The organism is Streptomyces sp. NPDC104096, from assembly GCF_055584385.1.
Window position 1 is genome coordinate 62,017 of sequence record NZ_JBVJMD010000040.1, and the last position, 23,170, is coordinate 85,186.

Below are 23,170 nucleotides of genomic sequence, written 5' to 3' on the forward strand. Positions count from 1 at the left end.
GAACCGCGCATGCCAGAAGACAAGTCCCCGCCCTCCCAGCGCCCCTGGGAGAGCGGCTGGGCCCCGGAAACCGGCCGGGCTCCGGGAACGCGCCGCCTGTGGCTGGCCGGCGCTCTCGCGATATCCACCATCGTGGGCTGTGTCGTCGCGATCACCGTGACCCACAAGGAAGCCGACGACGCGTCACCCATGACGAAGAGCGCCCTGCCGGGAAGCGCGGCGACGGTGCCGGGCCTGATCTCCTTCGCCACGCCGTCCGCGTCCGGCACCGGGACGCCCGGCCGGGCGGGCACCCCGTCGACGTCGGCCGGGTCCACGTCCGCGACACCCGCGCCCACCGGCCCGGCGGCCGACGGTACGAGCCCCGCGGCCTCCGCGAAGCCGACCGGGTCCGCGTCGTCCGGCAGTGGTTCGCACGCCACGCCCGCGCCGTCGACGGTCTGGACGGCCGTCCGTTCGGTCAACTACCCCGACCGCTACTGGCAGGTGAGCGGCGGCCTGGTGAAGCTCGATCCGGTCGGCTCGCCCTCGGCCCGCCAGGGCGCCGCCTTCAGGCGGGTCGACGGCCTCGCCGACGCGTCCTGTTACTCCTTCGCCACGGCCGACGGCGGCTATCTGCGCCACCGCGACTTCGTACTGCGCGCCGAGCACGACGACGGCTCGTCCCTGTTCCGCAAGGACGCCACCTTCTGTCCGCGCGCGTCGTCCGTGGCGTCCGGCGCGGTGATGCTGGAGGCGGTCAACTACCCGGGCCGGTTCCTGCGTCACAAGAACTTCCAGCTCCGGCTGGACCCGTACCAGAACAGCGACCTCTACCGGGCCGACGCGACGTTCCGGCTGGTGGCCGGCCTGAGCTGACAGCGGCAACGACAGCGGAGACGCCAGTGGCCCCCGGCCGGAAGGCCGGGGGCCACTGTGCGGGTCCACCGCAGGTCGAGCGCGGGTCAGCCGTGGTTCGGCCGGCGCGGGCTCAGACGTTGAAGCCCAGCGCCCTGAGCTGCTCGCGACCGTCGTCGGTGATCTTGTCGGGGCCCCACGGCGGCATCCACACCCAGTTGATGCGCAGCTCGCTCACCAGGCCGTCCGTGGCGGACTTGGCCTGGTCCTCGATCACGTCCGTCAGCGGGCAGGCCGCCGAGGTCAGCGTCATGTCGATCGTCGCGATGTTCGCGTCGTCGATGTGGATGCCGTAGATCAGGCCCAGGTTGACGACGTCGATGCCCAGCTCGGGGTCGACGACGTCGTACAGCGCCTCACGGACTTCCTCTTCCGAGGCGGGCTTCATCTCAACGGTCTCGCTCATGCCGTCTTCCTTTCGGCGTCGGCCCCGCCCAGCACCTGGGCCGTCGCGTCCTTCCACGCCATCCAGCTCAGGAGGGCGCACTTGACCCGGGCCGGGTACTTGGAGACACCGGCGAACGCGACCGCGTCCTCCAGCACCTCCTCCATCACGTCGTCGGGCTCGATGCGGCCCTTGGACTGCATCAGCTCCAGGAACGTCTCCTGGATCCGCTGCGCCTCGGCCAGCTCCTTGCCGACGAGGAGGTCGTTCAGCACGGACGCCGAGGCCTGGCTGATCGAGCAGCCCTGCCCCTCGTACGAGACGTCGCTGATCGTCGTGCCGTCGTACTTCACCCGCAGGGTGATCTCGTCACCGCACGTCGGGTTCACGTGGTGCACCTCGGCGTCGCCATCCCTCAGACCACGCCCGTGCGGGTGCTTGTAGTGGTCCAGGATGACTTCCTGGTACATCGAATCCAGCTTCACGTTGTCAGCACGCCCCTCAGCCGAAGAAGTTCCGTACGTGCTCCAGACCGTCGACCAGAGCGTCGATCTCGGCCGGCGTGGAGTACAGATAGAACGACGCTCGCGTGGTCGCGGGAATTCCGTAGCGCAGGCAGACCGGGCGGGCGCAGTGGTGGCCGACCCGGACCGCGATGCCCTGCTCGTCGAGGACCTGGCCCACGTCGTGCGGGTGGATGTCGCCGAGCGTGAACGAGATCGCCGCGCCGCGGTCCTCGGCCGTCGTCGGGCCGATGATCTTCAGGTCGGGCACCTCGGACAGCCGGCGCACCGCGTACTCGGTGAGCGCGTGCTCGTGGGCGAGGATCTTGTCCATGCCGATCGCCGACAGGTAGTCGACCGCCGCGCCCAGACCGACCGCCTGGGCGATCGGCGGGGTGCCCGCCTCGAACTTGTGGGGCGCCGGGGCGTACGTCGACGAGTGCATCGACACCGTCTCGATCATCTCGCCGCCGCCGAGGAAGGGGGGCAGGTCCTCCAGGAGCTCCTGGCGTCCCCACAGCACCCCGATACCCGTCGGAGCGCACATCTTGTGGCCGGTGAAGGCCACGAAGTCGGCCTGGAGGGCCTGTACGTCCAGCGGCATGTGCGGTGCCGCCTGCGAGGCGTCGATGCAGACCAGCGCGCCGACCTCCTGCGCGCGGCGCACTATCGCCTCGACCGGGTTGACCGTGCCCAGGATGTTCGACACCAGCACGAAGGAGACGATCTTCGTCTTCTCGGTGATGATCTCGTCGATGTTGGACAGGTCGAGCCGGCCGTCGTCGGTCAGGCCGAACCACTTCAGCTTCGCGCCGGTGCGCTGCGCCAGCAGCTGCCACGGAACGATGTTGGAGTGGTGCTCCATCTCGGTGATGACGATCTCGGTCTCGTGGTCCACGCGGTAGGGCTCGTCGGCCCAGCCCAGCATGTTCGCCACGAGGTTGAGGGACTCGGAGGCGTTCTTGGTGAAGATCACCTCGTCGCGGCTCGGCGCGTTGATGAACTCCGCCACCTTGTCACGTGCGCCCTCGTACAGCGCCGTGGCCTCCTCGGCGAGCACATGCACACCGCGGTGGACGTTGGCGTTGTAGCGCTCGTAGTACTCGCTCAGGGCGTCCAGCACCTGGCGCGGCTTCTGCGAGGTCGCCGCGTTGTCCAGGTACACGATCTTCTTACCGTCGTGGACCTGACGGTCCAGGATGGGGAAGTCCTTGCGGATCGCCTCGGTGTCGAGGAGGCCCGGCAACTGCGTCACGCGGATACGCCACCCTTCGTGTAAGCCTCGTAGCCCTCGTTCTCCAGCTTGTCGGCGAGCTCGGCGCCGCCGGACTCGACGATTCGGCCGCCGGAGAAGACGTGGACGAAGTCGGGCTTGATGTAGCGCAGGATGCGCGTGTAGTGCGTGATCAGCAGGGTGCCGACCTCGCCGGTCTCGCGGACCCGGTTGACGCCCTCGGAGACGATGCGCAGGGCGTCGACGTCCAGACCGGAATCGGTCTCGTCGAGGATCGCCATCTTCGGCTTGAGCAGCTCGAGCTGGAGGATCTCGTGGCGCTTCTTCTCACCGCCGGAGAAGCCCTCGTTGACGTTGCGCTCGGCGAAGGAGGGGTCCATGGAGAGGCGCTCCATGGTCTCCTTGACCTCCTTCACCCAGGTACGCAGCTTGGGGGCCTCGCCGCGGACGGCGGTGGCGGAGGTGCGCAGGAAGTTGGAGACCGAGACGCCGGGGATCTCGACCGGGTACTGCATGGCCAGGAACAGGCCCGCGCGGGCGCGCTCGTCGACGGACATCTCCAGGACGTCCTCGCCGTCGAGGGTGACGGTGCCCCCGGTGACCGTGTACTTCGGGTGACCCGCGAGGGAGTAGGCGAGGGTCGACTTGCCGGAGCCGTTGGGGCCCATGATGGCGTGCGTCTCGCCCTGCTTCACGGTGAGGTCGACGCCCTTGAGGATCTCCTTCGTGGCGTTGTCGGCCTCGACGGTGACGTGCAGGTCTCGGATTTCAAGCGTTGCCATGGGTGCCTCAGGACTCCTGGGTGAGGGAGACGAGTACGTCGTCCCCTTCGATCTTTACGGGGTATACGGGAACGGGGCGCGTCGCGGGAAGGCCGGACGGCTTGCCGGTGCGCAGGTCGAAGGCGGAGCCGTGCAGCCAGCACTCGATCTGGCAGTCCTCCACCTCGCCCTCGGAGAGCGAGACGTTCGCGTGCGAGCAGATGTCGTGAATGGCGAACACCTCCCCCTCGGTCTTCACGACCGAGACCGGCGTGCCGTCGAGTTCCACCCGCTTCGGGGTGTCCTCCTCCAGCTCGCTCAGCCCACAGGCGCGCAGGAACGACGTCATCAGAGCGACGCCTCCAGCTCCTCGTCGATCTTCACGAGGAGGCGCTCTTCGATGTCGTCGACGCCGATCTGCTGGACCAGTCCGGCGAAGAAGCCACGGACGACCAGGCGGCGGGCCTCGTCGGCGGGGATGCCCCGGGCCATCAGGTAGAAGAGCTGCTCGTCGTCGAAGCGGCCGGTCGCGGAGGCGTGGCCGGCGCCGACGATCTCGCCGGTCTCGATCTCCAGGTTCGGCACGGAGTCGACGCGGGCGCCGTCGGTCAGAACCAGGTTGCGGTTCATCTCGTAGGTGTCCGTGCCCTCGGCCTTGGCCTCGATGAGGACGTCGCCGATCCACACCGCGTGCGCGCCCTCGCCCTGCAGCGCGCCCTTGTACATCACGTTGGACTTGCAGTGCGGGGTGTTGTGGTCGACCAGCAGGCGGTGCTCCTGGTGCTGACCGGCGTCCGTGAAGTACAGGCCGAACAGCTCGGCCTCGCCGCCGGTGCCCGCGTAGGCGACCCGCGGGTGCAGGCGTACGACGTCGCCGCCGAAGGTGACCACGAACGACTTGAAGGTGGCGTCGCGGCCGATCAGCGCGTTGTGCTGGCCGACGTGCACCGCCTTGTCGTCCCAGTCCTGGACGGAGACGACGGTCAGCTTGGCGCCGTCGCCCAGGACGAAGTCCACGTTGGCGGCGAGCACGGCGTCACCGGTGTGGTCGATGACGACGACGGCCTCGGCGAAGGCGCCGAGCTCGACGACCTGGTGGCCGTAGGCGACACCGCCCTCGCCGTGCACGGCGATGCGGATCGGCTCGGTGAGCACGGTCTCCTTGGGGACGGTGACGACCCCGGCCTTCTCGAACGCCGACCAGGCCTGCGCGGCGACCCGGTCCACCGGGGTGCCCGCCCGGCCGAGCCGGGCGTCGTCACGGCCGACGGTCTCGACGACGACGCCCTCGGGAGCCTGCACGTCCACCTTCACGCCGTCGCCGGTGGCGACCGCGGTGCCGTCGTGCAGCCCGCGCAGGCGCTCCAGCGGGGTGAACCGCCACTCCTCCTCGCGGCCGTGGGGGACGGGGAAGTCCGCCACGTCGAAGGACGGGGGCGCGCTCATGCGCGTGGCGACGGTCGACTCGGCGGCCACCGCGATCTGGCCCGCGGTGGTCGAGCCCACGGGGATGTTCTGAGCCTCAGCCATGGCTGTCGGTCTGCTCGCTTTCTTACGTGAGTGGCTTGACGGGGACGGGGTTCGGCGTCAGCCGACCGCGCCCTCCATCTGGAGCTCGATCAGCCGGTTGAGTTCGAGGGCGTACTCCATGGGCAGTTCCTTGGCGATCGGCTCGACGAAGCCGCGCACGATCATCGCCATCGCCTCGAACTCGGTCAGACCACGGCTCATCAGGTAGAAGAGCTGGTCCTCGGAGACCTTGGAGACGGTCGCCTCGTGGCCCATGGACACGTCGTCCTCGCGCACGTCCACGTAGGGGTACGTGTCCGAGCGGGAGATGGTGTCGACGAGCAGCGCGTCGCACAGCACGTTCGACTTCGAGCCGTGGGCGCCCTCGCCGATCTCGACGAGACCGCGGTAGGACGTACGGCCGCCGCCGCGCGCCACGGACTTCGACACGATGTTCGAGGAGGTGTTCGGCGCCATGTGGACCATCTTGGAACCGGCGTCCTGGTGCTGCCCCTCGCCCGCGAAGGCGATGGACAGGGTCTCGCCCTTGGCGTGCTCGCCCATCAGGTAGACGGCCGGGTACTTCATCGTCACCTTGGAGCCGATGTTGCCGTCGATCCACTCCATGGTCGCGCCCTCGTACGCCACGGCGCGCTTGGTGACCAGGTTGTAGACGTTGTTCGACCAGTTCTGGATGGTCGTGTAGCGGCAGCGGGCGTTCTTCTTGACGATGATCTCGACGACCGCGGAGTGCAGGGAGTCCGACTTGTAGATCGGCGCCGTGCAGCCCTCGACGTAGTGCACGTAGGCACCCTCGTCGACGATGATCAGGGTCCGCTCGAACTGGCCCATGTTCTCCGTGTTGATACGGAAGTAGGCCTGGAGCGGGATCTCCACGTGGACGCCCGGCGGCACGTAGATGAAGGAGCCGCCCGACCACACGGCGGTGTTCAGGGAGGCGAACTTGTTGTCACCGACGGGGATGACGGTGCCGAAGTACTCCTTGAAGAGCTCCGGGTGCTCCTTGAGAGCGGTGTCGGTGTCCAGGAAGATGACGCCCTGCTCCTCCAGGTCCTCGCGGATCTGGTGGTAGACGACCTCGGACTCGTACTGGGCCGCGACACCGGCGACGAGGCGCTGCTTCTCCGCCTCCGGGATGCCGAGCTTGTCGTACGTGTTCTTGATGTCCTCGGGCAGGTCCTCCCAGGACTCCGCCTGCTTCTCGGTGGAACGCACGAAGTACTTGATGTTGTCGAAGTCGATGCCCGACAGGTCCGATCCCCAGTTCGGCATCGGCTTCTTCTCGAAGAGGCGCAGGCCCTTGAGGCGGAGCTTGGTCATCCACTCCGGCTCGCTCTTCTTCGCGGAGATGTCGCGGACGACGTCCTCGTTGATGCCGCGCTTGGCAGAGGCGCCGGCCGTGTCGGAGTCGGCCCAGCCGTATTCGTACTTGCCCAGGCCCTCGAGTTCGGGGTGGGCAGTCTCCGTGGGGAGAGTCATGCGGGGTTCCTCCCGGCCGTGCTTGCAGATGCGTTGTGACTGTGAACTTGCGACTTGGAAATCTTGGGGATGAACGTCGTGCAGACGCCGTCGCCGTGCGCGATGGTCGCCAGCCGCTGGACGTGGGTGCCGAGCAGCTGGGAGAAGATCTCGGTCTCCACCTCGCACAGCTGCGGGAACTTCTCCGCGACGTGGGCCACCGGGCAGTGGTGCTGGCAGAGCTGCTCGCCCGTCTGCGGGAGGGGCGCGCTGCGCGCCGTAGCAGCGTACCCGTCCCTGCTCAAGGCCTTGGCGAGGGCTTCGGTGCGCTCCTCGGGGGCCGCGGCCTCGATCGCCTGGCGGTACGCGGCGGCCTGCTCGGCGAACCGCGCGCGGGCGAAGGCCACGACCGCCTCGTCCCCGCCGAACCGCTCCTGGATCCAGCGCAGGGCGTCCGCGGCGAGCTTGTCGTAGGACTGGTCGAAGGCGTCGCGGCCGCAGTCGGTCAGCGCGAACACCTTGGCGGGACGGCCGCGCGTGCGCGCCCCGTACACCCGCTGCTCGCGGGGCTCCACCACGTCGTCGGCGGCCAGCGCGTCCAGGTGCCGGCGCACCGCGGCCTGGGTGAGCCCGAGCCGTCCGGCCAGCTCGGCGACGGTCGAGGGACCGTGGTCCAGGATCGAGCGCGCGACCCGGTTGCGTGTCGAACGCTCTCCGGTCGCGTGCTCTTCCTGCGGGGGCCCCGTGGGGGTCTCCCCGGCCTCGGGAGCCTCGCCGACGTATTTCACAACACCATTGTTGCGTAATTCGCCGGAGCCAGGCAAGCCGCCCCCCGCCGACCGGGCGGTGCCCTACATCACTTAGGCATACCTAAGCTGACCTGCGGAAACGATCTTTGATCGATCAGACGGCTGGCGCCGGGACCGCTTGTCCGCCAGACTCACCGGCCATGCCGACACCCCCTCCGACCGGCCCTCTCGTCACTCGCGACACGGTCGCCACCGAGGTGCGCGCGCTCGGTGTCCGCCCTGGTGAAACGCTCCTGCTGCACTCCTCCCTCAGCTCCCTCGGCTGGGTCTGCGGGGGTGCCGTGGCGGTCGTCCAGGGCCTGGTCGACGCGCTCGGCCCGGGCGGCACCCTGGTGGTCCCCACCCAGTCCGGCGACCTCTCCGACCCCGCGCTGTGGAGCGTTCCCCGGGTGCCCCGGGAATGGTGGGAGACGATCCGGGCCTCCATGCCGGTGTACAACCCGCTGACCACGCCCTCGCGCGGGGTCGGCGTGATACCGGAGACCGTGCGCACCTGGCCGGGCGCCGTCCGCAGCGCGCACCCGCACACCTCCTTCGCGGCGCTCGGCCCGCGCGCGGCCGCCGTCACGGCGGGCCACGCGCCGGACTGCCGCCTCGGCGAGCACAGCCCGCTGGCCCGGCTGGAGGCCCTCGACGCCCGGGTCCTGCTGCTCGGCACCGGCTATCACACCTGCACGAGCTTCCATCTCGCCGAGTACCGCATCCCCTCCCCGCGGGTGCGGGTGGGACGGCCCGGTCCGGCCGGCTGGGAGGAAATGACCGAGGTGTCGATCACCTCGGACCGGTTCGACGAGCTCGGCCACGACTTCGAGCGCGACCGCCCGGTCGTGAGGGGCCGGGTGGGCGCGGCCGACGCCCGGCTGTTCCCGGTGGCGGACGCGGTGGCCTACGCGCAGCGGTGGCTGGCCCTGCACCGGCCCCGCGAGGAGGAGGTGGCGGACCCGCCCGCCTGAGGCGTCCGGCGCGTACCTAGACTCTGGTCCCATGCGAAGTGAGCCTGTCGTCCAGGTCCGGTCCCTGGTGAAGCGGTACGGGACGAAACCCGCGGTGGACGGCCTCGACCTCACGGTCGGAGCGGGCGTCACCGCGGTGCTCGGCCCCAACGGCGCCGGCAAGACGACCACCGTCGAGACCTGCGAGGGCTACCTGAGGCCGGACTCCGGCACGGTGCGCGTCCTGGGCCTCGACCCCGTACGGCAGGCCGCCGAGCTGCGTCCCCGGATCGGTGTGATGCTCCAGTCCGGCGGCGTCTACTCGGGGGCGCGGGCCGACGAGATGCTCCGGCACGTGGCGAAGCTGCACGCGCACCCGCTCGACGTGGACGCGCTCGTCGAACGCCTCGGGCTCGGCAGCTGCGGCCGGACGACCTACCGCCGGCTCTCCGGCGGCCAGCAGCAGCGGCTCGCGCTGGCGATGGCCGTGGTCGGGCGACCAGAGCTGGTGTTCCTGGACGAGCCGACCGCCGGCCTCGACCCCCAGGCCCGCCGGGCCACCTGGGACCTGGTCCGGGACCTGCGCTCCGACGGCGTCTGCGTGATCCTCACCACCCACCACATGGACGAGGCCGAGCAGCTCGCCGACGATGTCGCGATCATCGACGCGGGCAAGGTCATCGCCCACGGCTCCCCCGAGGAGCTGTGCCGCGGCGGGGCGGAGAACACCCTGCGCTTCACGGGCCGGCCTGGCCTCGACGTGGCGTCGCTGCTGAAGGCGCTGCCCGCGGACTGCACGGCCGCGGAGCTGACGCCGGGCTCCTACCGGGTGGTCGGCAAGGTCGACCCCCAACTGCTGGCCACCGTCACCTCGTGGTGCGCGCAGCACGGGGTGATGCCGGACCGGATCTCGGTGGAACGCCATACCCTCGAAGACGTCTTTCTCGAGCTCACGGGCAAGGAGCTGCGGTCATGATTCCGCTCGGTATCACCCTCTGCCGGGGGTCCGGGGGTTGTCCCCCGGAAAGGCACGGCCTCGAGCTCACGGGCAAGGAGCTGCGGTCATGATTCCGCTCGGCATCACCCTCTGCCGGGGGTCCGGGGGTTGTCCCCCGGAAAGGCACGGCCTCGAGCTCACGGGCAAGGAGCTGCGGTCATGACGACGACCGTCCCCGGTACGTACACCCCGAAGCCGGGTGGGTCCGGTCTTCCCCGCATGATCGCCGCGCAGGCCGTGCTGGAGACGAGGATGCTGCTGCGCAACGGCGAGCAGCTACTGCTCACCGTCGTCATCCCGACGCTGCTGCTGGTGCTCTTCAGCTCCGTGGACGTCGTGGACACCGGCGCGGGCAAGGCCGTCGACTTCCTCGCGCCCGGCATCCTCGCCCTCGCCGTGATGTCGACGGCGTTCACCGGCCAGGCCATCGCGACCGGCTTCGAGCGGCGCTACGGGGTGCTCAAGCGTCTCGCGTCCTCACCGCTGCCGCGCTGGGGCCTGATGACCGCGAAGACGGCCTCGGTGCTGGTCACCGAGATCCTCCAGGTGCTCCTGGTGACGGTGATCGCGCTCGCGCTGGGCTGGTCGCCGCACGGCAACCCGCTCACCGTCCTGCTGCTGCTGGTGCTGGGCACGGCCGCGTTCTCGGGGCTGGGCCTGCTGATGGCCGGGACCCTGAGGGCCGAGGCCACCCTGGCCGCGGCCAACCTGGTCTTCCTGCTGCTGCTGGTCGGCGGCGGGGTGGTCGTCCCGCTGGAGAAGTTCCCGTCGGGCGTGCGGGAGGTGCTCGGGCTGCTGCCGATCTCGGCCCTGTCGGACGGCCTGCGCGAGGTGCTCCGGCACGGGGCCGGGCTGCCCTGGGCCGATCTGGGGATCCTGACCGTGTGGGGGGTCGTGGGGCTGGCGGCCGCGGGACGGTTCTTCCGCTGGGAGTGACCCGCGGCACCCGGCCCGCATCGGGCACCCGCCCTCGGACGGTTCCGCCGGGAGCGGCCCGCCCGGGCATCCGTCCTACGCCGGGGTCCCGTCCCCGGGCCGACTCCCGACCCTCGTGAAAGCGTGCACAAGCGGCCGCCTACGATGGACGCGTGCCGAACCTGACCCCCACCGACGCCGTAGCGGCCGTGCGCAACCCGCTCGCCTTCGTCGCCGCACGCTGGACCCCGCAACCCCGCACCACCAGCCGGGCCGCCCTGTCCGCGCTCGTCATGTCGGTGGTGATCGTGCTCACCGGCGGCGCCGTACGCCTGACGGGCTCCGGACTCGGCTGCCCGACCTGGCCCAAGTGCACCGCTGACTCGCTCACCGCCACCAGCGCGATGGGCTTCCACGGCGCCATCGAGTTCGGCAACCGCATGCTGACGTACGTACTGTGCGCGGCGGTCGGCTGGGCCATCGTCGCCGCCCGGTCCGAGAAGCCCCGCCGGCGCAGCCTGACCCGGCTGGGCTGGGCTCAGTTCTGGGTCGTGATGGGCAACGCGGTCCTCGGCGGTGTGGTGGTCCTCGTCGGCCTCAACCCGTACACGGTGGCGGCCCACTTCCTGCTCTCCTCCGCCCTGATCACGGTCGCCACGGTGATGTGGCAGCGCACCCGGGAAGGCGACGCGGCGCCCAAGCCGCTGGTCGGCAAGTCGGTGCAGCAGTTGGTGTGGTTCCTGGTCGCCGCCTCGGTGCTGCTGATCACCGTGGGCACGGTGGTCACCGGTTCGGGTCCGCACGCGGGCGACTCCAGCGAGGTCGCGCGGATGCCGCTGGACTGGGAGACGGTCAGCAAGCTGCACGCCGTACTGGCCTGGATCGTGGTGACGCTGACGTTCGCCCTGTGGTTCGTGCTGAAGGCGGTGGACGCCCCCAAGGGTCCGCTGGACCGGACGCGGGACCTGTTCCTGGTGCTGCTCGCCCAGGGGGTCATCGGCTACGTCCAGTACTTCACGAACCTGCCCGAGGTGCTGGTCGCGCTGCACATGCTGGGTTCGGCCGTGATGTGGATCGCCGTGCTGCGGGTGCTGCTGTCGCTGCGCGAGCGCCCGGGTACGCCGGAGGCCGGTCTGCCGGGCCCCGCGGCCGAGGCGTCGGTCGCCACGGCCGCGTAGGCCGCACCCGGCGCGGCCACGCACGCGTGAACCTCGTGCAGCGGGGCCACGCACGCGTGAGCCGCACGCGGCAGGGCCGCACACGCGTGGGCCCTCTTCGGTGGGGCACACGCGTGATCCCCGTCCGGGTGAGCCGGGCGCGCGTGGCTCAGCTCGCCAGGCCGTAGACCCGTCGGGCGTTGCCCGCCGCCACCATCCCCGCCACCCGCTGCGCGTCCGCCGCCGACCACGCCCCCTCGGTCACCCAGCCGCCGAGCACCCGGCCGAGGGCCTCGCGGAACAGCCGGGCCCCCACCACGTGCAGCTCCGGCAGCCCCTGTGCCCCGCTGGAGAAGAGGATCTTGCCGAAGGGGGCCAGCTCCAGGATCTCCGCCAGGACGGTCGCGGCGCGCGCCCCGGTGCGGACGAGCGCGGCGCCCGAGTCGGCGTACACGTGCGGGAAGACACCGGCGAGGTGGGCGGCGTGCCGGTGGTACGGGTAGCCGTGCAGCAGGACCAGGTCCGTGCCCATGCCCGCGGTCGCCCGTACGAAGTCCGTGAGCAGCACCGGGTCGGTACGGTCGATGCGCGGGCCCGGCGGGCCGAGCCCGGCGTGCAGTTGCAGGGGCAGTCCGGAGGCGACCGCGATCCACAGCGCGTGGCGCAGCAACACCGGGTCGGTCAGCTCCCCGCCCACCCGGCGTCCGGCCAGCCAGCGGCCGGCCGCGCCGCGCACCTCGCCCGGTCCGGGCGGTTCCGGGGCGAGGGCCAGTCCGTGCCGGACGCCCGCGACCGAGGTGAAGGCGACGGCCTGCGCGGCGGCGCCGTGCACCGCCTCGGCGAGGTTGGCGAGGAAGGTCTCCACGGTGCCGGAGGTGTCGGCGACCTGTTCGGCGAGGAGTTCCAGGCGCACGATCTCGTGCGCGTCGGCGTCCCCGGCGGAGGCCATCTCCGGCGGGCCGGTCAGGTCGCCGGGCAGCCCGGTGTCGACGAGGTACGTCGTGATGCCGCTGCCGCGCAGCAGTCGGCGGCCGGTCTCCGGTACGCCGAGTTCACGACGCCGGGCGAGATAGCGGGCGGGCGGGCAGTGCGGTTCCAGGCCGAGCAGCGGGGGGCACCAGCGGCGTACCGCGAATCCGGTCTGGGTGTCGAAGAGGGTGGTGCCCGGCGCGGGCGGGCCCTCGGTACGGGCCAGCTGGGCCTCGAAGGTGCCGAGGCCCAGCTCCGTTCTCAGCACGCCGTGGCAGTACTGGTCCACGAGGGACGGCGTTTCGATCATCCGGGCTCCCCGTGACTGGACCGTGTCCCGGGGCCGCTTCCGCCGCGGCCCCTACGCTCCTAACGGGTGAAACCGGCCTCAGGTGTTGGTCGTACACACCCCGTGCGAACGTCCGCCGGCCGCGGGCACGCCCCGACCGCGGCCCGGGTCGGCCGCTTCCTCGCCGCCGCGAACCGTTGCCGGGGGCCGTCGTCAGCCGTTGCTCGGGCCGCCGAGCTGGATGCCCGCCATGCGCGTCCATTCGTACGGTCCGGTCTTCACCTTGGCGGCGAACTCGCCGTCGAACGCCTCGTGCACGGTGATCCCGGACTTCTCCACGGCCTTCTCGGCGATCGTGAAGGAGGGCGCCACCAGGTCGCCCCAGCCGCCGTCCTCGCCGACGAGCACGATCCTCGCGCCGCGCTCCCCGAGGTACGCCACCTGGCCCTCGGCGCCGCCGTGCTCCTTGGAGAAGGCGGTGATCCGCTTGGCGAGCTTGGCCGCGGTGCGTTCGGCCTTCGCGGCCCGCTTGACGTCGGTGCCCTCGTCAACCTGCTTCGTTTCTGCCATGGCCAGATGCTACCGACGGGTAGATCGAACGGCGACGGGCGGGGTGCGTGGCCTTGGCCACGCACCCCGCCCGTACGGCGGACCGTAGGCGTTCCTAACGCAGGAAGGGGTCCACCGCGACCGCCACGAACAGGATCGACACGTAGGTGATCGACCAGTGGAACAGCCGCATCTCCTTGAGCTTGGCGCCCGTCACCTCGGCCTTGGCCCGGTTCTGGAGGCCGTGCGCCTCCCAGAGCCAGAACCCGCCGGCCAGCAGGGCGACCGCGGTGTAGAACCAGCCCGTGTAGCCCAGAGGGGTGAGCAGCAGCGACACGCCGACCATGACCCAGCTGTAGATGACGATCTGCCGCGCGACCACCTTGTTGGAGGCGACGACCGGGAGCATCGGCACGCCCACGCGCGCGTAGTCCTCCCTGACCTTCATGGACAGCGGCCAGTAGTGCGGCGGGGTCCAGAAGAACATGACGAGGAAGAGGATGACCGGCGCCCACGACAGGGAGTTCGTGACGGACGACCAGCCGATGAGGACCGGGAGGCAGCCGGCGATGCCGCCCCACACGATGTTCTGCGAGGTGCGCCGCTTGAGGATCATCGTGTAGACGACCACGTAGAACAGGAGCGCGCCGAGCGACAGCCAGGCCGACAGCCAGTTGACGGTCAGGCCGAACAGCAGCGTCGACACGACCGCGAGGGTGATGCCGAAGGCCAGGCACTCGGCGGGGCTGACCATGCCGGTGACCAGCGGGCGCTGCGACGTGCGGTCCATCAGCGCGTCGATGTCGCGGTCGATGTACATGTTGAGCGCGTTCGCGCCACCGGCGGAGAGGTATCCGCCGACGCAGGTCAGCAGCACCAGCTTCAGATCGGGCACACCCTGCTGCGCCAGGAACATCACCGGAACGGTGGTGATCAGCAGCAGCTCGATGATCCGGGGCTTGGTCAGCGCCACGAACGCCTTGAGACGGGCCCCGAACGGCCGCTGGCCCCGGCTGTTGCTCGTCCCGAGCACACCGGCTGGACGGGATTCGACGGCCGTCACGCACACCCCTGACAGAGACATCCCAGCAAGCCCCGGGATGAACTCCCCGTAAAGGCCCGCGCGTACCACGCCACTGTAGACGTTGCCCAGACCCGGACATTCGCGGGGGTGGGGTCGTGTTGGTGCGCCGCTCCTACGTGCGCACATCTGTCCGATTGAGCGTGCTCCGGACGAGCGGAATGTAGATCGATTGAGCAGTCGGATGAGCGGCTCCGTATTCACTTGCCGAATGCGATTCGGACCAGTCGGGAGGCGGATCCGCAGGAGTCCCGTCAGTCTGGAATGACTCGAAAAAATGCACGTTCTTACGGGGGTAGGCTCGACAACGGCCGGTGGGCGACTCGTTCGCCGGCAGCCGGTGGGCACGCGCCCAGAGCACCGGTAATTCGACATGTGGAGAGGAGCCCTGACCCAGGGTGAGCACCAAGCCGACCACCACAGACCTCGAGTGGACCGAGTTGGACCAGCGGGCCGTCGACACCGCCCGAGTCCTGGCCGCCGATGCCGTACAGAAGGTCGGAAACGGCCATCCGGGTACGGCGATGAGCCTGGCGCCCGCTGCTTACACCCTCTTCCAGAAGGTGATGCGGCATGACCCCGCCGACCCCGACTGGGTCGGACGCGACCGCTTCGTGCTGTCCGCGGGCCACTCGTCCCTGACCCTCTACACGCAGCTCTACCTGGCCGGTTTCGGTCTTGAGCTGGATGATCTGAAGTCCTTCCGCACCTGGGGATCGAAGACCCCCGGTCACCCCGAGTACGGGCACACCAAGGGTGTGGAGACGACGACCGGCCCGCTGGGCCAGGGTGTCGCCAACGCGGTGGGCATGGCGATGGCCGCCCGCTACGAGCGCGGTCTGTTCGACCCGGAGACCCCGCAGGGCGACTCCCCGTTCGACCACTTCGTCTACTGCATCGCCGGTGACGGCTGCCTCCAGGAGGGAATCTCCGCGGAGGCGTCCTCGCTCGCCGGCCACCAGAAGCTCGGCAACCTGGTCCTGCTGTGGGACGACAACCACATCTCGATCGAGGGCGACACCGAGACGGCCGTCTCCGAGGACACCGTCAAGCGGTACGAGGCCTACGGCTGGCACGTGCAGCGCGTGGCGCCGAAGCCGGACGGCGACCTGGACCCGCACGCCCTCTACGACGCGATCGAGGCGGCGAAGCAGGTCACCGACCGGCCGTCGTTCATCGCGATGCGCTCGATCATCGCCTGGCCGGCCCCGAACGCCCAGAACACCGAGGCCGCGCACGGCTCGGCGCTCGGCGCGGACGAGGTCGCGGCCACCAAGCGCGTCCTGGGCTTCGACCCCGAGCAGTCCTTCGAGGTCGCCGAGGCGGTCATCGACCACACCCGTGGCGCGCTGGAGCGCGGCCGTCAGGCGCGGGCCGAGTGGGAGAAGTCCTTCCAGGAGTGGCGCAACGGCAACGCGGAGCGCGCGGCCGAGTTCGACCGCGTCGCCGCGGGCGAGCTGCCCACCGGCTGGGAGGAGAAGATCCCGGTCTTCGAGCCCGGCAAGGGTGTCGCCACCCGGGCCGCCTCCGGCAAGATCCTCCAGGCGCTCGGTCCGGTGATCCCCGAGCTGTGGGGCGGCTCCGCCGACCTGGCCGGCTCGAACAACACCACCATCGACAAGGACAGCTCCTTCCTCCCGGCGGACAACCCGCTGCCGGAGGCGGACCCCTACGGCCGCACGATCCACTTCGGCATCCGCGAGCACTCCATGGCCGCGGAGATGAACGGCATCGCGCTGCACGGCAACACCCGCATCTACGGCGGCACCTTCCTGGTGTTCTCCGACTACATGCGCAACGCCGTACGGCTGTCGGCCCTGATGCACCTGCCGGTGACGTACGTGTGGACGCACGACTCCATCGGCCTCGGCGAGGACGGTCCCACCCACCAGCCGGTCGAGCACCTGGCCTCGCTGCGCGCCATCCCGGGCCTGAACGTGGTCCGCCCGGCCGACGCCAACGAGACCGCCGTCGCCTGGCGCGAGATCCTGCGCCGCCACACCAAGGTGTTCGGCAAGGGCGCCCCGCACGGGCTGGCGCTGACCCGTCAGGGCGTGCCGACCTACGAGCCCGACGACAACACGGCCAAGGGCGGCTACGTGCTGTTCGAGGCCGAGGGCGGCGAGCCGGAGGTCGTCCTGATCGCCACCGGTTCCGAGGTGCACATCGCCGTCGAGGCGCGCGAGCGGCTCCAGGCCGAGGGTGTGCCGACGCGAGTCGTGTCCATGCCCTGCGTGGAGTGGTTCGAGGAGCAGGACCAGGGGTACCGGGAGAGCGTCCTGCCGCCGTCGGTCAAGGCGCGGGTCGCGGTCGAGGCCGGCATCGGTCTGACCTGGCACAAGTACGTCGGAGACGCCGGCCGCATCGTCTCCCTGGAGCACTTCGGGGCCTCCGCAGACGGCGCGGTCCTGTTCAGCGAGTTCGGCTTCACCGCCGAGAACGTGGCCGCGAAGGCCCGGGAATCCCTCGCCGCCACCCGGCACTGACGCCCGTACACGACACGTAGGAGATGCAATTTCCATGACAGACGCACTGAAGCGCCTCTCCGATGAGGGCGTCGCGATCTGGCTGGACGACCTGTCCCGCAAGCGGATCACGTCCGGCAACCTCGCCGAACTGATCGACCAGCAGCACGTCGTCGGCGTCACCACCAACCCGTCGATCTTCCAGAAGGCGATCAGCAGCGGTGACGGTTACGAGCAGCAGCTCGCCGACCTCGCCGCCCGCAAGGTCACCGTCGAAGAGGCCATCCGCATGATCACGACGGCGGACGTCCGCGACGCCGCCGACATCCTGCGCCCGGTCTTCGACGCCACCGGGGGCCAGGACGGCCGGGTCTCCATCGAGGTCGACCCGCGCCTGGCGCACAACACCGAGGCGACCGTCGCCGAGGCCAAGCAGCTCGCCTGGCTCGTGGACCGCCCCAACACGCTCATCAAGATCCCGGCCACCAAGGCGGGTCTGCCGGCGATCACCGAGGTCATCGGCCTCGGGATCAGCGTCAACGTCACGCTGATCTTCTCGCTGGAGCGTTACCGCGCGGTCATGGACGCCTACCTCTCCGGCCTGGAGAAGGCCAAGGAGCGCGGCCTGGACCTGTCGAAGATCCAGTCCGTGGCGTCCTTCTTCGTGTCCCGCGTGGACACGGAGATCGACAAGCGGATCGACGCCCTGGGCACCGACGAGGCCAAGGCCGCCCGCGGCAAGGCGGGCGTCGCCAACGCCCGGCTCGCCTACCAGGCGTACGAGGAGGTCTTCTCCTCCGAGCGCTGGCTGGCCCTCGACAAGGCGCAGGCGAACAAGCAGCGTCCGCTGTGGGCCTCCACCGGTGTGAAGGACCCGGCGTACAAGGACACGATGTACGTCGTGGACCTGGTGGCGCCGAACACGGTGAACACCATGCCGGAGGCCACCCTGCAGGCCACCGAGGACCACGGCGAGGTCACCGGTGACACGGTGACCGGCACGTACGAGCAGGCCCGCGCGGAACTCGACGCGGTCGAGAAGCTCGGCATCGCGTACGACGACGTGGTCCAGCTGCTGGAGGACGAGGGCGTCGACAAGTTCGAGACGTCCTGGAACGACCTGCTCAAGTCGACCGAGGCGGAGCTCCAGCGCCTCGCCCCTTCGGAGGGCTGAAACTTTGTCAAGCAGCAACCCGCTGCGTGACCCCGCCGACCGACGGCTCCCGCGTATCGCGGGGCCGTCGGGCCTGGTCATCTTCGGCGTCACCGGCGACCTGTCGCGCAAGAAGCTGATGCCCGCCGTCTACGACCTCGCCAACCGCGGGCTGCTTCCGCCGGGCTTCTCGCTCGTCGGCTTCGCCCGCCGCGAGTGGCAGCACGAGGACTTCGCCGCCGAGGTCCACGACGCCGTCAAGGAGCACGCCCGTACGCCGTTCCGCGAGGAGGTCTGGCAGCAGCTCATCCAGGGGATGCGCTTCGTCCAGGGCACCTTCGACGACGACGACGCCTTCGAGCGGCTGCGCGGGACCATCGAGGAGCTCGACAAGGCACAGGGGACGGGCGGCAACTTCGCCTTCTACCTCTCCGTGCCGCCGCGTTCCTTCCCGGTGGTCATCCAGCAGCTCAAGAAGCACGGCCTCGCCGACCAGGCGCGCGGCTCGTGGCGGCGCGCGGTCATCGAGAAGCCCTTCGGCCACGACCTGAAGTCGGCCGAGGAGCTCAACAAGGTCGTGCACGAGGTCTTCGCCCCGGACCAGGTCTTCCGCATCGACCACTACCTGGGCAAGGAGACCGTCCAGAACATCCTGGCGCTGCGCTTCGCCAACACGATGTTCGAGCCGATCTGGAACCGGTCCTTCGTGGACCATGTGCAGATCACCATGGCCGAGGACATCGGCATCGGCGGCCGGGCCGGCTACTACGACGGCATCGGCGCCGCCCGTGACGTCATCCAGAACCACCTGCTCCAGCTCATGGCGCTGACCGCGATGGAGGAGCCCGCCTCCTTCGACGCGGACGCGCTGGCCGCGGAGAAGACCAAGGTGCTCGGCGCCGTACGGCTGCCGAAGGACCTCGGCAAGGACACCGTCCGCGGTCAGTACTCGGAAGGCTGGCAGGGCGGCGAGAAGGTCATCGGCTACCTCCAGGAAGACGGCATCGACGCCAGGTCGAAGACCGACACCTATGCCGCGATCAAGGTGGGCGTCGACAACCGCCGCTGGGCGGGCGTGCCGTTCTACCTGAGGGCGGGCAAGCGTCTGGGCCGCCGGGTCACGGAGATCGCGGTCGTCTTCCAGCGCGCCCCGCACTCCCCCTTCGACACCACGGCCACCGAGGAACTGGGCCAGAACGCGATCGTGATCCGCGTCCAGCCCGACGAGGGCGTCACCGTCCGCTTCGGTTCCAAGGTGCCGGGCACGTCGATGGAGATCCGGGACGTGTCCATGGACTTCGCCTACGGCGAGTCGTTCACGGAGTCCAGCCCGGAGGCGTACGAGCGGCTCATCCTGGACGTGCTGCTCGGCGACTCGAACCTCTTCCCGCGCACCGAGGAGGTCGAGCTGTCCTGGAAGATCCTCGACCCGATCGAGCAGTACTGGGACAAGCACGGCAAGCCGGCCCAGTACCCGGCCGGTACCTGGGGTCCCGTCGAGGCGGACGAGATGCTGGAGCGAGACGGACGGAGCTGGCGCCGGCCATGAAGATAGACCTGACGGACACCACGGCGAGCAAGATCAACAAGGCGCTCGTCAAGGGCCGCCGCGCGATCGGCACCCCTGCCGTGGGCATGGTGCTCACCCTGGTCATCGTCACCGACGAGGAGAACGCCTACGACGCCCTGAAGGCGGCGAACGACGCCTCGCGCGAGCACCCCTCGCGCACCCTCGTGGTCATCAGGCGGGTCTCCCGCTCGCCCCGCGACCGCACGAAGTCCCGCCTCGACGCCGAGGTGCGGGTGGGCGCGGACGCGGGCACCGGCGAGACGGTCGTCCTGCGGCTGTACGGCGAGGTCGCCGACCACGCCCAGTCGGTGGTGCTGCCGCTGCTGCTGCCCGACGCCCCCGTGGTGGTCTGGTGGCCGGTCGACGCGCCCCTGGACCCGGCGAACGACCCGCTGGGCGCCCTCGCCCAGCGCCGGGTCACCGACACCTACGCCGCCGAGCAGCCGGTACGGGAGCTGTCCGCCCGCGCCGACACCTACGCGCCCGGCGACACGGACCTGTCGTGGACGCGCATCACGCCCTGGCGTTCGATGCTCGCCGCGGCCCTGGACCAGGTCGTCTGCGAGGTCAAGGGCGTCGAGGTGGAGGGCGAGGAGTTCAACCCGAGCTGCGAGCTGCTCGCGATGTGGCTCGCGGACCGGCTGGACGTCCCCGTCAAGCGCTCCCTGTCGTCCGGCCCCGGCCTGACGGCGGTCCGCCTGGCCACCGACCACGGCTCGATCGCCCTCGACCGCGCGGACGGCACCGTCGCCACGCTGTCGATCGAGGGGCAGCCGGACCGTGCGGTGGCGCTCAAGCGGCGGGACACCGCCGAGCTGATCGCGGAGGAGCTGCGCCGGCTCGACCCGGACGACACGTACGCCTCGGCACTGCGGTTCGGGGTGGACCGGCTGCACGCGCAGTCCGCGGCCCCGCGCGAGCGGGCGCCGGAGGAGCTCACGGCGACGCCCGGCGGGCCCGCCGCGTCCACCACGGAGAGGGCCGCCGGGAAGGCTCCGGTACCGGCCCCGCCTCCGGGGAAGAAGGCGGCGAAGTGAGCACTCCCCAGCTGGTCGTGCACCACGACAAGGAACTGATGGCACAGGCCGCCGCGGCCCGGCTCATCACGAAGATCGTGGACGCGCAGGCCTCCCGGGGTGCGGCGTCCGTGGTGCTGACCGGTGGCCGCAACGGCAACGGGCTGCTGGCCGCGCTGGCCGCCCAGCCGGCCCGGGACGCCATCGACTGGGGCCGCCTCGACCTGTGGTGGGGCGACGAGCGGTTCCTGCCCGAGGGCGACCCCGAGCGCAATGTCACGCAGGCCCGCGAGGCCCTGCTGGACTCCGTACCGCTGGACCCGAAGCGCGTGCACGCCATGCCCGCGTCGGACGGCCCGCAGGGTGCGGACGCGGACGCCGCAGCGGCCGCGTACGCGCAGGAGCTGGCCCGTGCGGCCGGCCCCGAGAACCACGGCGCGGTGCCGACCTTCGACGTGCTGATGCTGGGCGTCGGCCCGGACACCCATGTGGCGTCGCTCTTCCCGGAGCTGCCCGCGGTCCGGGAGACCGAGCGCACGGTCGTCGGCGTCCACGGCGCGCCCAAGCCCCCGCCGACCCGCACCACCCTCACCCTCCCGGCGATCCGGGCGGCCCGTGAGGTGTGGCTGCTGGCGGCCGGCGAGGACAAGGCGAACGCCGCGGCGATCGCCCTGTCGGGCGCGGGCGAGATCCAGGCCCCGGCGGCCGGGGCGTACGGAAGGCAGCGCACCCTGTGGCTGCTGGACTCGGCGGCGGCCGCCCAGCTGCCGCGCTCGCTGTACCCGCCCGCGTCGCCCTGACGGCGGAGCAGGCACTTCCCGGAACCCGTACGGTCAACGGCCGTACGGGTTCCGGCCGTCACGGGGCTGCCGCGGGGGCGGGGCGTACGGGCCTCGGGGGTACGGGTTCGCCTGGCCGTACGGGTTCCCTGCCGGGTACGGGTTCCCTTGGGGATACGGGTTCGCCTGACCGTAGGTATTCCCCTGGGCGTACGGATTTCCCTGGTGCGGTACGTGTGCCGGTCGCGACGGCGGCAGTGTCGCGGGGTGTGCGCCGAGCCGGATGCCGTAGCGCCGCTTGAGGCGGCCCATCTCCAGCAGGGAGACGGCCGTGACCGTGACCGGGGCGCCCAGGATGAACACCACGCCCAGGCGCAGACCGAGGCCGTGCAGATCGCCGGTGACGAGGTCCGGGACGGCCATCAGCCAGGTCGTCACCGTGGCCAGCAGCGGCGGCAGGGCGCGGTGCACCGCCGCGGTGCCGAAGAAGTTCGCCGTGACCCGCAGCGCGCCCGCGCCCACGAACCCGACCATCCACAGCGCCAGAAAACCGAGCGGGACGATCACCAGGCTGCCGCTCAGCGCGCTCGCGCCCATCAGCAGCAGCACCGTCGCGACCACCGAGCCGACGAAGAGCAGCAGCAGCTTGAGCGCGTTCATCAGGGGCGGGCGCAACTGGCGTACCGTGCCGCCGCGCCGCCAGACGTGGAGCATCACACCGACCGTCAGGGGCGTGACGAACAGCAGCACCGCGGCGGCGACCAGCGTGTTCTGCATCATCTCCGTGAGGGCGAAGCCGCCTTCGACGTAGGTGTAGACACCGATCGCCGCGACCGCTCCCGCGGCGATCCGGACGCGCTTGAGCCGCTCCACCGTCGGGTCGAGCGACTCCGGGATCCACGCGGGGTGCAACAGCACCCGGGCCACCTTGTGGGGCTTCAGGAAGGAGCCGCCGCGCAGCCTTCCGCCCGTCCAACTCCCTCTGGCACCAGCCACCTTGCACTCCCCCGAGCCACGGCCGTGATGATCGCCGGGGAGTCTACGGGAAGCGGGCGGCCGCGCGCCGCCCACTTCCCGCACCGGTGGTCACTTCCGGTTGCGCAGCCCCCGGTAGGCGGCGACGAGGGCGGTGGTGGAGGGGTCGAGGCCGGGGACCTCGGCGCCCTCGGTCAGGGCGGGTTCGATCCGCTTGGCGAGGACCTTGCCGAGTTCCACGCCCCACTGGTCGAAGGAGTCGATGTTCCAGACCGCGCCCTGGACGAACACCTTGTGCTCGTAGAGGGCGATGAGCTGGCCGAGGACCGAGGGGGTCAGCTCGCGCGCCAGGATCGTGGTGGTGGGGTGGTTGCCGCGGAACGTCTTGTGCGCCACCAGTTCCTCGGGCACGCCCTCCGCGCGGACCTCCTCCGGCGTCTTGCCGAAGGCCAGCGCCTGGGTCTGGGCGAAGAAGTTGGCCATCAACAGGTCGTGCTGGGCCTTGAGTTCGTCGCTCAGCTCGCCGACCGGCTCGGCGAAGCCGATGAAGTCCGCGGGGATGAGCTTGGTGCCCTGGTGGATCAACTGGTAGTAGGCGTGCTGCCCGTTGGTGCCCGGGGTGCCCCAGACGACCGGCCCGGTCTGCCAGTTCACCGGGTTGCCGTCGCGGTCCACCGACTTGCCGTTGGACTCCATGTCCAACTGCTGGAGATAGGCGGTGAACTTGGAGAGGTAGTGCGAGTAGG

The 23,170-nt window shown here is 70.5% G+C and carries 23 protein-coding genes; 10 read left to right on the forward strand and 13 right to left on the reverse strand.

Translation table 11 applies throughout. The features are described from left to right. Positions 1–9 precede the first annotated feature (9 nt). Positions 10–858, forward strand: a complete 849-nt coding sequence (locus ACZ60B_RS30770; RefSeq protein WP_469392682.1) for an AbfB domain-containing protein — start codon at positions 10–12, stop codon at positions 856–858. A gap of 112 nt (positions 859–970) precedes the next feature. On the opposite strand, the gene ACZ60B_RS30775 is transcribed toward ACZ60B_RS30770, so the two are convergent. The 8 genes from ACZ60B_RS30775 to ACZ60B_RS30810 are packed head-to-tail and all read right to left on the reverse strand — an operon-like array spanning position 971 to position 7,556. Beyond that, positions 971–1,303 (reverse strand): metal-sulfur cluster assembly factor, encoded by a 333-nt coding sequence (locus ACZ60B_RS30775; protein ID WP_351613095.1) that lies wholly within the window; start codon positions 1,301–1,303, stop codon positions 971–973. Then, a complete protein-coding gene (sufU, locus tag ACZ60B_RS30780; RefSeq protein ID WP_162469293.1) occupies positions 1,300–1,767 on the reverse strand; it encodes a Fe-S cluster assembly sulfur transfer protein SufU in 468 nt (155 codons plus the stop codon). Before sufU ends, ACZ60B_RS30775 begins: the two co-directional genes overlap by 4 nt. Before the next feature lie 16 nt (positions 1,768–1,783). Further along, on the reverse strand, positions 1,784–3,040 hold the full coding sequence (locus tag ACZ60B_RS30785) for a cysteine desulfurase (RefSeq protein WP_392622061.1): 1,257 nt from the start codon (positions 3,038–3,040) through the stop codon (positions 1,784–1,786). Beyond that, on the reverse strand, positions 3,037–3,801 hold the full coding sequence (gene sufC / locus ACZ60B_RS30790) for a Fe-S cluster assembly ATPase SufC (protein WP_450665748.1): 765 nt from the start codon (positions 3,799–3,801) through the stop codon (positions 3,037–3,039). Before sufC ends, ACZ60B_RS30785 begins: the two co-directional genes overlap by 4 nt. A 7-nt stretch (positions 3,802–3,808) precedes the next feature. Beyond that, positions 3,809–4,129, reverse strand: coding sequence for a non-heme iron oxygenase ferredoxin subunit (locus ACZ60B_RS30795; RefSeq protein ID WP_351613085.1), 321 nt, complete (start codon positions 4,127–4,129; stop codon positions 3,809–3,811). Then, complete coding sequence (gene sufD, locus ACZ60B_RS30800; protein ID WP_469392686.1) at positions 4,129–5,310, reverse strand: Fe-S cluster assembly protein SufD; 1,182 nt, start codon at positions 5,308–5,310, stop codon at positions 4,129–4,131. The genes ACZ60B_RS30795 and sufD overlap by 1 nt, the downstream gene beginning before the upstream one ends. Before the next feature lie 57 nt (positions 5,311–5,367). After that, positions 5,368–6,789: a Fe-S cluster assembly protein SufB gene (sufB, locus tag ACZ60B_RS30805; RefSeq protein WP_469392688.1), complete on the reverse strand. Its 1,422-nt coding sequence runs from the start codon at positions 6,787–6,789 to the stop codon at positions 5,368–5,370. Next, entirely contained in the window at positions 6,786–7,556 is a 771-nt protein-coding gene (locus tag ACZ60B_RS30810) for a helix-turn-helix transcriptional regulator (RefSeq protein ID WP_469392690.1), read from the reverse strand. The genes sufB and ACZ60B_RS30810 overlap by 4 nt, the downstream gene beginning before the upstream one ends. A gap of 161 nt (positions 7,557–7,717) precedes the next feature. Here ACZ60B_RS30810 and ACZ60B_RS30815 point away from each other — a divergent pair, with 161 nt between their 5' ends. The 4 genes from ACZ60B_RS30815 (at position 7,718) to ACZ60B_RS30830 (ending at position 11,599) form a co-directional block, all read left to right on the forward strand. Then, positions 7,718–8,530 (forward strand): AAC(3) family N-acetyltransferase, encoded by an 813-nt coding sequence (locus ACZ60B_RS30815; RefSeq protein WP_469392692.1) that lies wholly within the window; start codon positions 7,718–7,720, stop codon positions 8,528–8,530. A 31-nt stretch (positions 8,531–8,561) separates the two neighbouring features. Further along, a complete protein-coding gene (locus ACZ60B_RS30820; protein WP_469392694.1) occupies positions 8,562–9,485 on the forward strand; it encodes an ABC transporter ATP-binding protein in 924 nt (307 codons plus the stop codon). Between the two features lie 180 nt (positions 9,486–9,665). Beyond that, a complete protein-coding gene (locus tag ACZ60B_RS30825) occupies positions 9,666–10,442 on the forward strand; it encodes an ABC transporter permease (protein ID WP_469392696.1) in 777 nt (258 codons plus the stop codon). 161 nt (positions 10,443–10,603) lie between these two features. After that, positions 10,604–11,599, forward strand: a complete 996-nt coding sequence (locus tag ACZ60B_RS30830) for a COX15/CtaA family protein (protein ID WP_469392719.1) — start codon at positions 10,604–10,606, stop codon at positions 11,597–11,599. Between the two features lie 148 nt (positions 11,600–11,747). Here ACZ60B_RS30830 and ACZ60B_RS30835 read toward each other — a convergent pair whose 3' ends face one another. From ACZ60B_RS30835 to ACZ60B_RS30845, 3 genes are all read right to left on the reverse strand, one after another. Continuing rightward, entirely contained in the window at positions 11,748–12,857 is a 1,110-nt protein-coding gene (locus ACZ60B_RS30835) for an amidohydrolase family protein (protein WP_469392698.1), read from the reverse strand. A gap of 192 nt (positions 12,858–13,049) precedes the next feature. After that, on the reverse strand, positions 13,050–13,406 hold the full coding sequence (locus ACZ60B_RS30840; RefSeq protein ID WP_469392700.1) for a hypothetical protein: 357 nt from the start codon (positions 13,404–13,406) through the stop codon (positions 13,050–13,052). Positions 13,407–13,500: 94 nt separating this feature from the next. After that, positions 13,501–14,454, reverse strand: coding sequence for a heme o synthase (locus tag ACZ60B_RS30845; protein WP_469392721.1), 954 nt, complete (start codon positions 14,452–14,454; stop codon positions 13,501–13,503). A gap of 410 nt (positions 14,455–14,864) precedes the next feature. Between ACZ60B_RS30845 and tkt the strand changes: the two genes are divergently transcribed. From tkt to pgl, 5 genes are read left to right on the forward strand one after another with little or no spacing between them, the layout of a single operon-like run. Next, a complete protein-coding gene (gene tkt / locus ACZ60B_RS30850) occupies positions 14,865–16,952 on the forward strand; it encodes a transketolase (protein ID WP_469392702.1) in 2,088 nt (695 codons plus the stop codon). A 34-nt stretch (positions 16,953–16,986) separates the two neighbouring features. Then, positions 16,987–18,105 (forward strand): transaldolase, encoded by a 1,119-nt coding sequence (gene tal / locus ACZ60B_RS30855; protein WP_469392704.1) that lies wholly within the window; start codon positions 16,987–16,989, stop codon positions 18,103–18,105. A gap of 4 nt (positions 18,106–18,109) precedes the next feature. Beyond that, positions 18,110–19,633: a glucose-6-phosphate dehydrogenase gene (gene zwf / locus ACZ60B_RS30860; protein WP_469392706.1), complete on the forward strand. Its 1,524-nt coding sequence runs from the start codon at positions 18,110–18,112 to the stop codon at positions 19,631–19,633. Next, entirely contained in the window at positions 19,630–20,691 is a 1,062-nt protein-coding gene (opcA, locus tag ACZ60B_RS30865; RefSeq protein ID WP_469392709.1) for a glucose-6-phosphate dehydrogenase assembly protein OpcA, read from the forward strand. The genes zwf and opcA overlap by 4 nt, the downstream gene beginning before the upstream one ends. After that, entirely contained in the window at positions 20,688–21,470 is a 783-nt protein-coding gene (gene pgl, locus ACZ60B_RS30870; RefSeq protein ID WP_469392711.1) for a 6-phosphogluconolactonase, read from the forward strand. Before opcA ends, pgl begins: the two co-directional genes overlap by 4 nt. Before the next feature lie 33 nt (positions 21,471–21,503). On the opposite strand, the gene ACZ60B_RS30875 is transcribed toward pgl, so the two are convergent. Together ACZ60B_RS30875 and ACZ60B_RS30880 are read right to left on the reverse strand one after the other, a co-directional pair. Continuing rightward, complete coding sequence (locus ACZ60B_RS30875) at positions 21,504–22,445, reverse strand: hypothetical protein (protein ID WP_469392713.1); 942 nt, start codon at positions 22,443–22,445, stop codon at positions 21,504–21,506. A 90-nt stretch (positions 22,446–22,535) separates the two neighbouring features. Beyond that, positions 22,536–23,170, reverse strand: a 635-nt coding sequence (locus ACZ60B_RS30880; RefSeq protein ID WP_469392715.1) for a glucose-6-phosphate isomerase, incomplete at its 5' end; no start/stop codon positions are given.

Excerpts from the sequence above, each read along its gene's own strand:
- ACZ60B_RS30770 (WP_469392682.1), top strand. The coding sequence starts at position 10 with ATGCCAGAAGACAAGTCCCCGCCCTCCCAGCGCCCCTGGGAGAGCGGC.
- ACZ60B_RS30775 (WP_351613095.1), bottom strand. The coding sequence starts at position 1,303 with ATGAGCGAGACCGTTGAGATGAAGCCCGCCTCGGAAGAGGAAGTCCGT.
- sufC (WP_450665748.1), bottom strand. The coding sequence starts at position 3,801 with ATGGCAACGCTTGAAATCCGAGACCTGCACGTCACCGTCGAGGCCGAC.
- ACZ60B_RS30795 (WP_351613085.1), bottom strand. The coding sequence starts at position 4,129 with ATGACGTCGTTCCTGCGCGCCTGTGGGCTGAGCGAGCTGGAGGAGGAC.
- sufD (WP_469392686.1), bottom strand. The coding sequence starts at position 5,310 with ATGGCTGAGGCTCAGAACATCCCCGTGGGCTCGACCACCGCGGGCCAG.
- sufB (WP_469392688.1), bottom strand. The coding sequence starts at position 6,789 with ATGACTCTCCCCACGGAGACTGCCCACCCCGAACTCGAGGGCCTGGGC.
- ACZ60B_RS30815 (WP_469392692.1), top strand. The coding sequence starts at position 7,718 with ATGCCGACACCCCCTCCGACCGGCCCTCTCGTCACTCGCGACACGGTC.
- ACZ60B_RS30820 (WP_469392694.1), top strand. The coding sequence starts at position 8,562 with ATGCGAAGTGAGCCTGTCGTCCAGGTCCGGTCCCTGGTGAAGCGGTAC.
- ACZ60B_RS30825 (WP_469392696.1), top strand. The coding sequence starts at position 9,666 with ATGACGACGACCGTCCCCGGTACGTACACCCCGAAGCCGGGTGGGTCC.
- ACZ60B_RS30835 (WP_469392698.1), bottom strand. The coding sequence starts at position 12,857 with ATGATCGAAACGCCGTCCCTCGTGGACCAGTACTGCCACGGCGTGCTG.
- ACZ60B_RS30840 (WP_469392700.1), bottom strand. The coding sequence starts at position 13,406 with ATGGCAGAAACGAAGCAGGTTGACGAGGGCACCGACGTCAAGCGGGCC.
- tal (WP_469392704.1), top strand. The coding sequence starts at position 16,987 with ATGACAGACGCACTGAAGCGCCTCTCCGATGAGGGCGTCGCGATCTGG.
- opcA (WP_469392709.1), top strand. The coding sequence starts at position 19,630 with ATGAAGATAGACCTGACGGACACCACGGCGAGCAAGATCAACAAGGCG.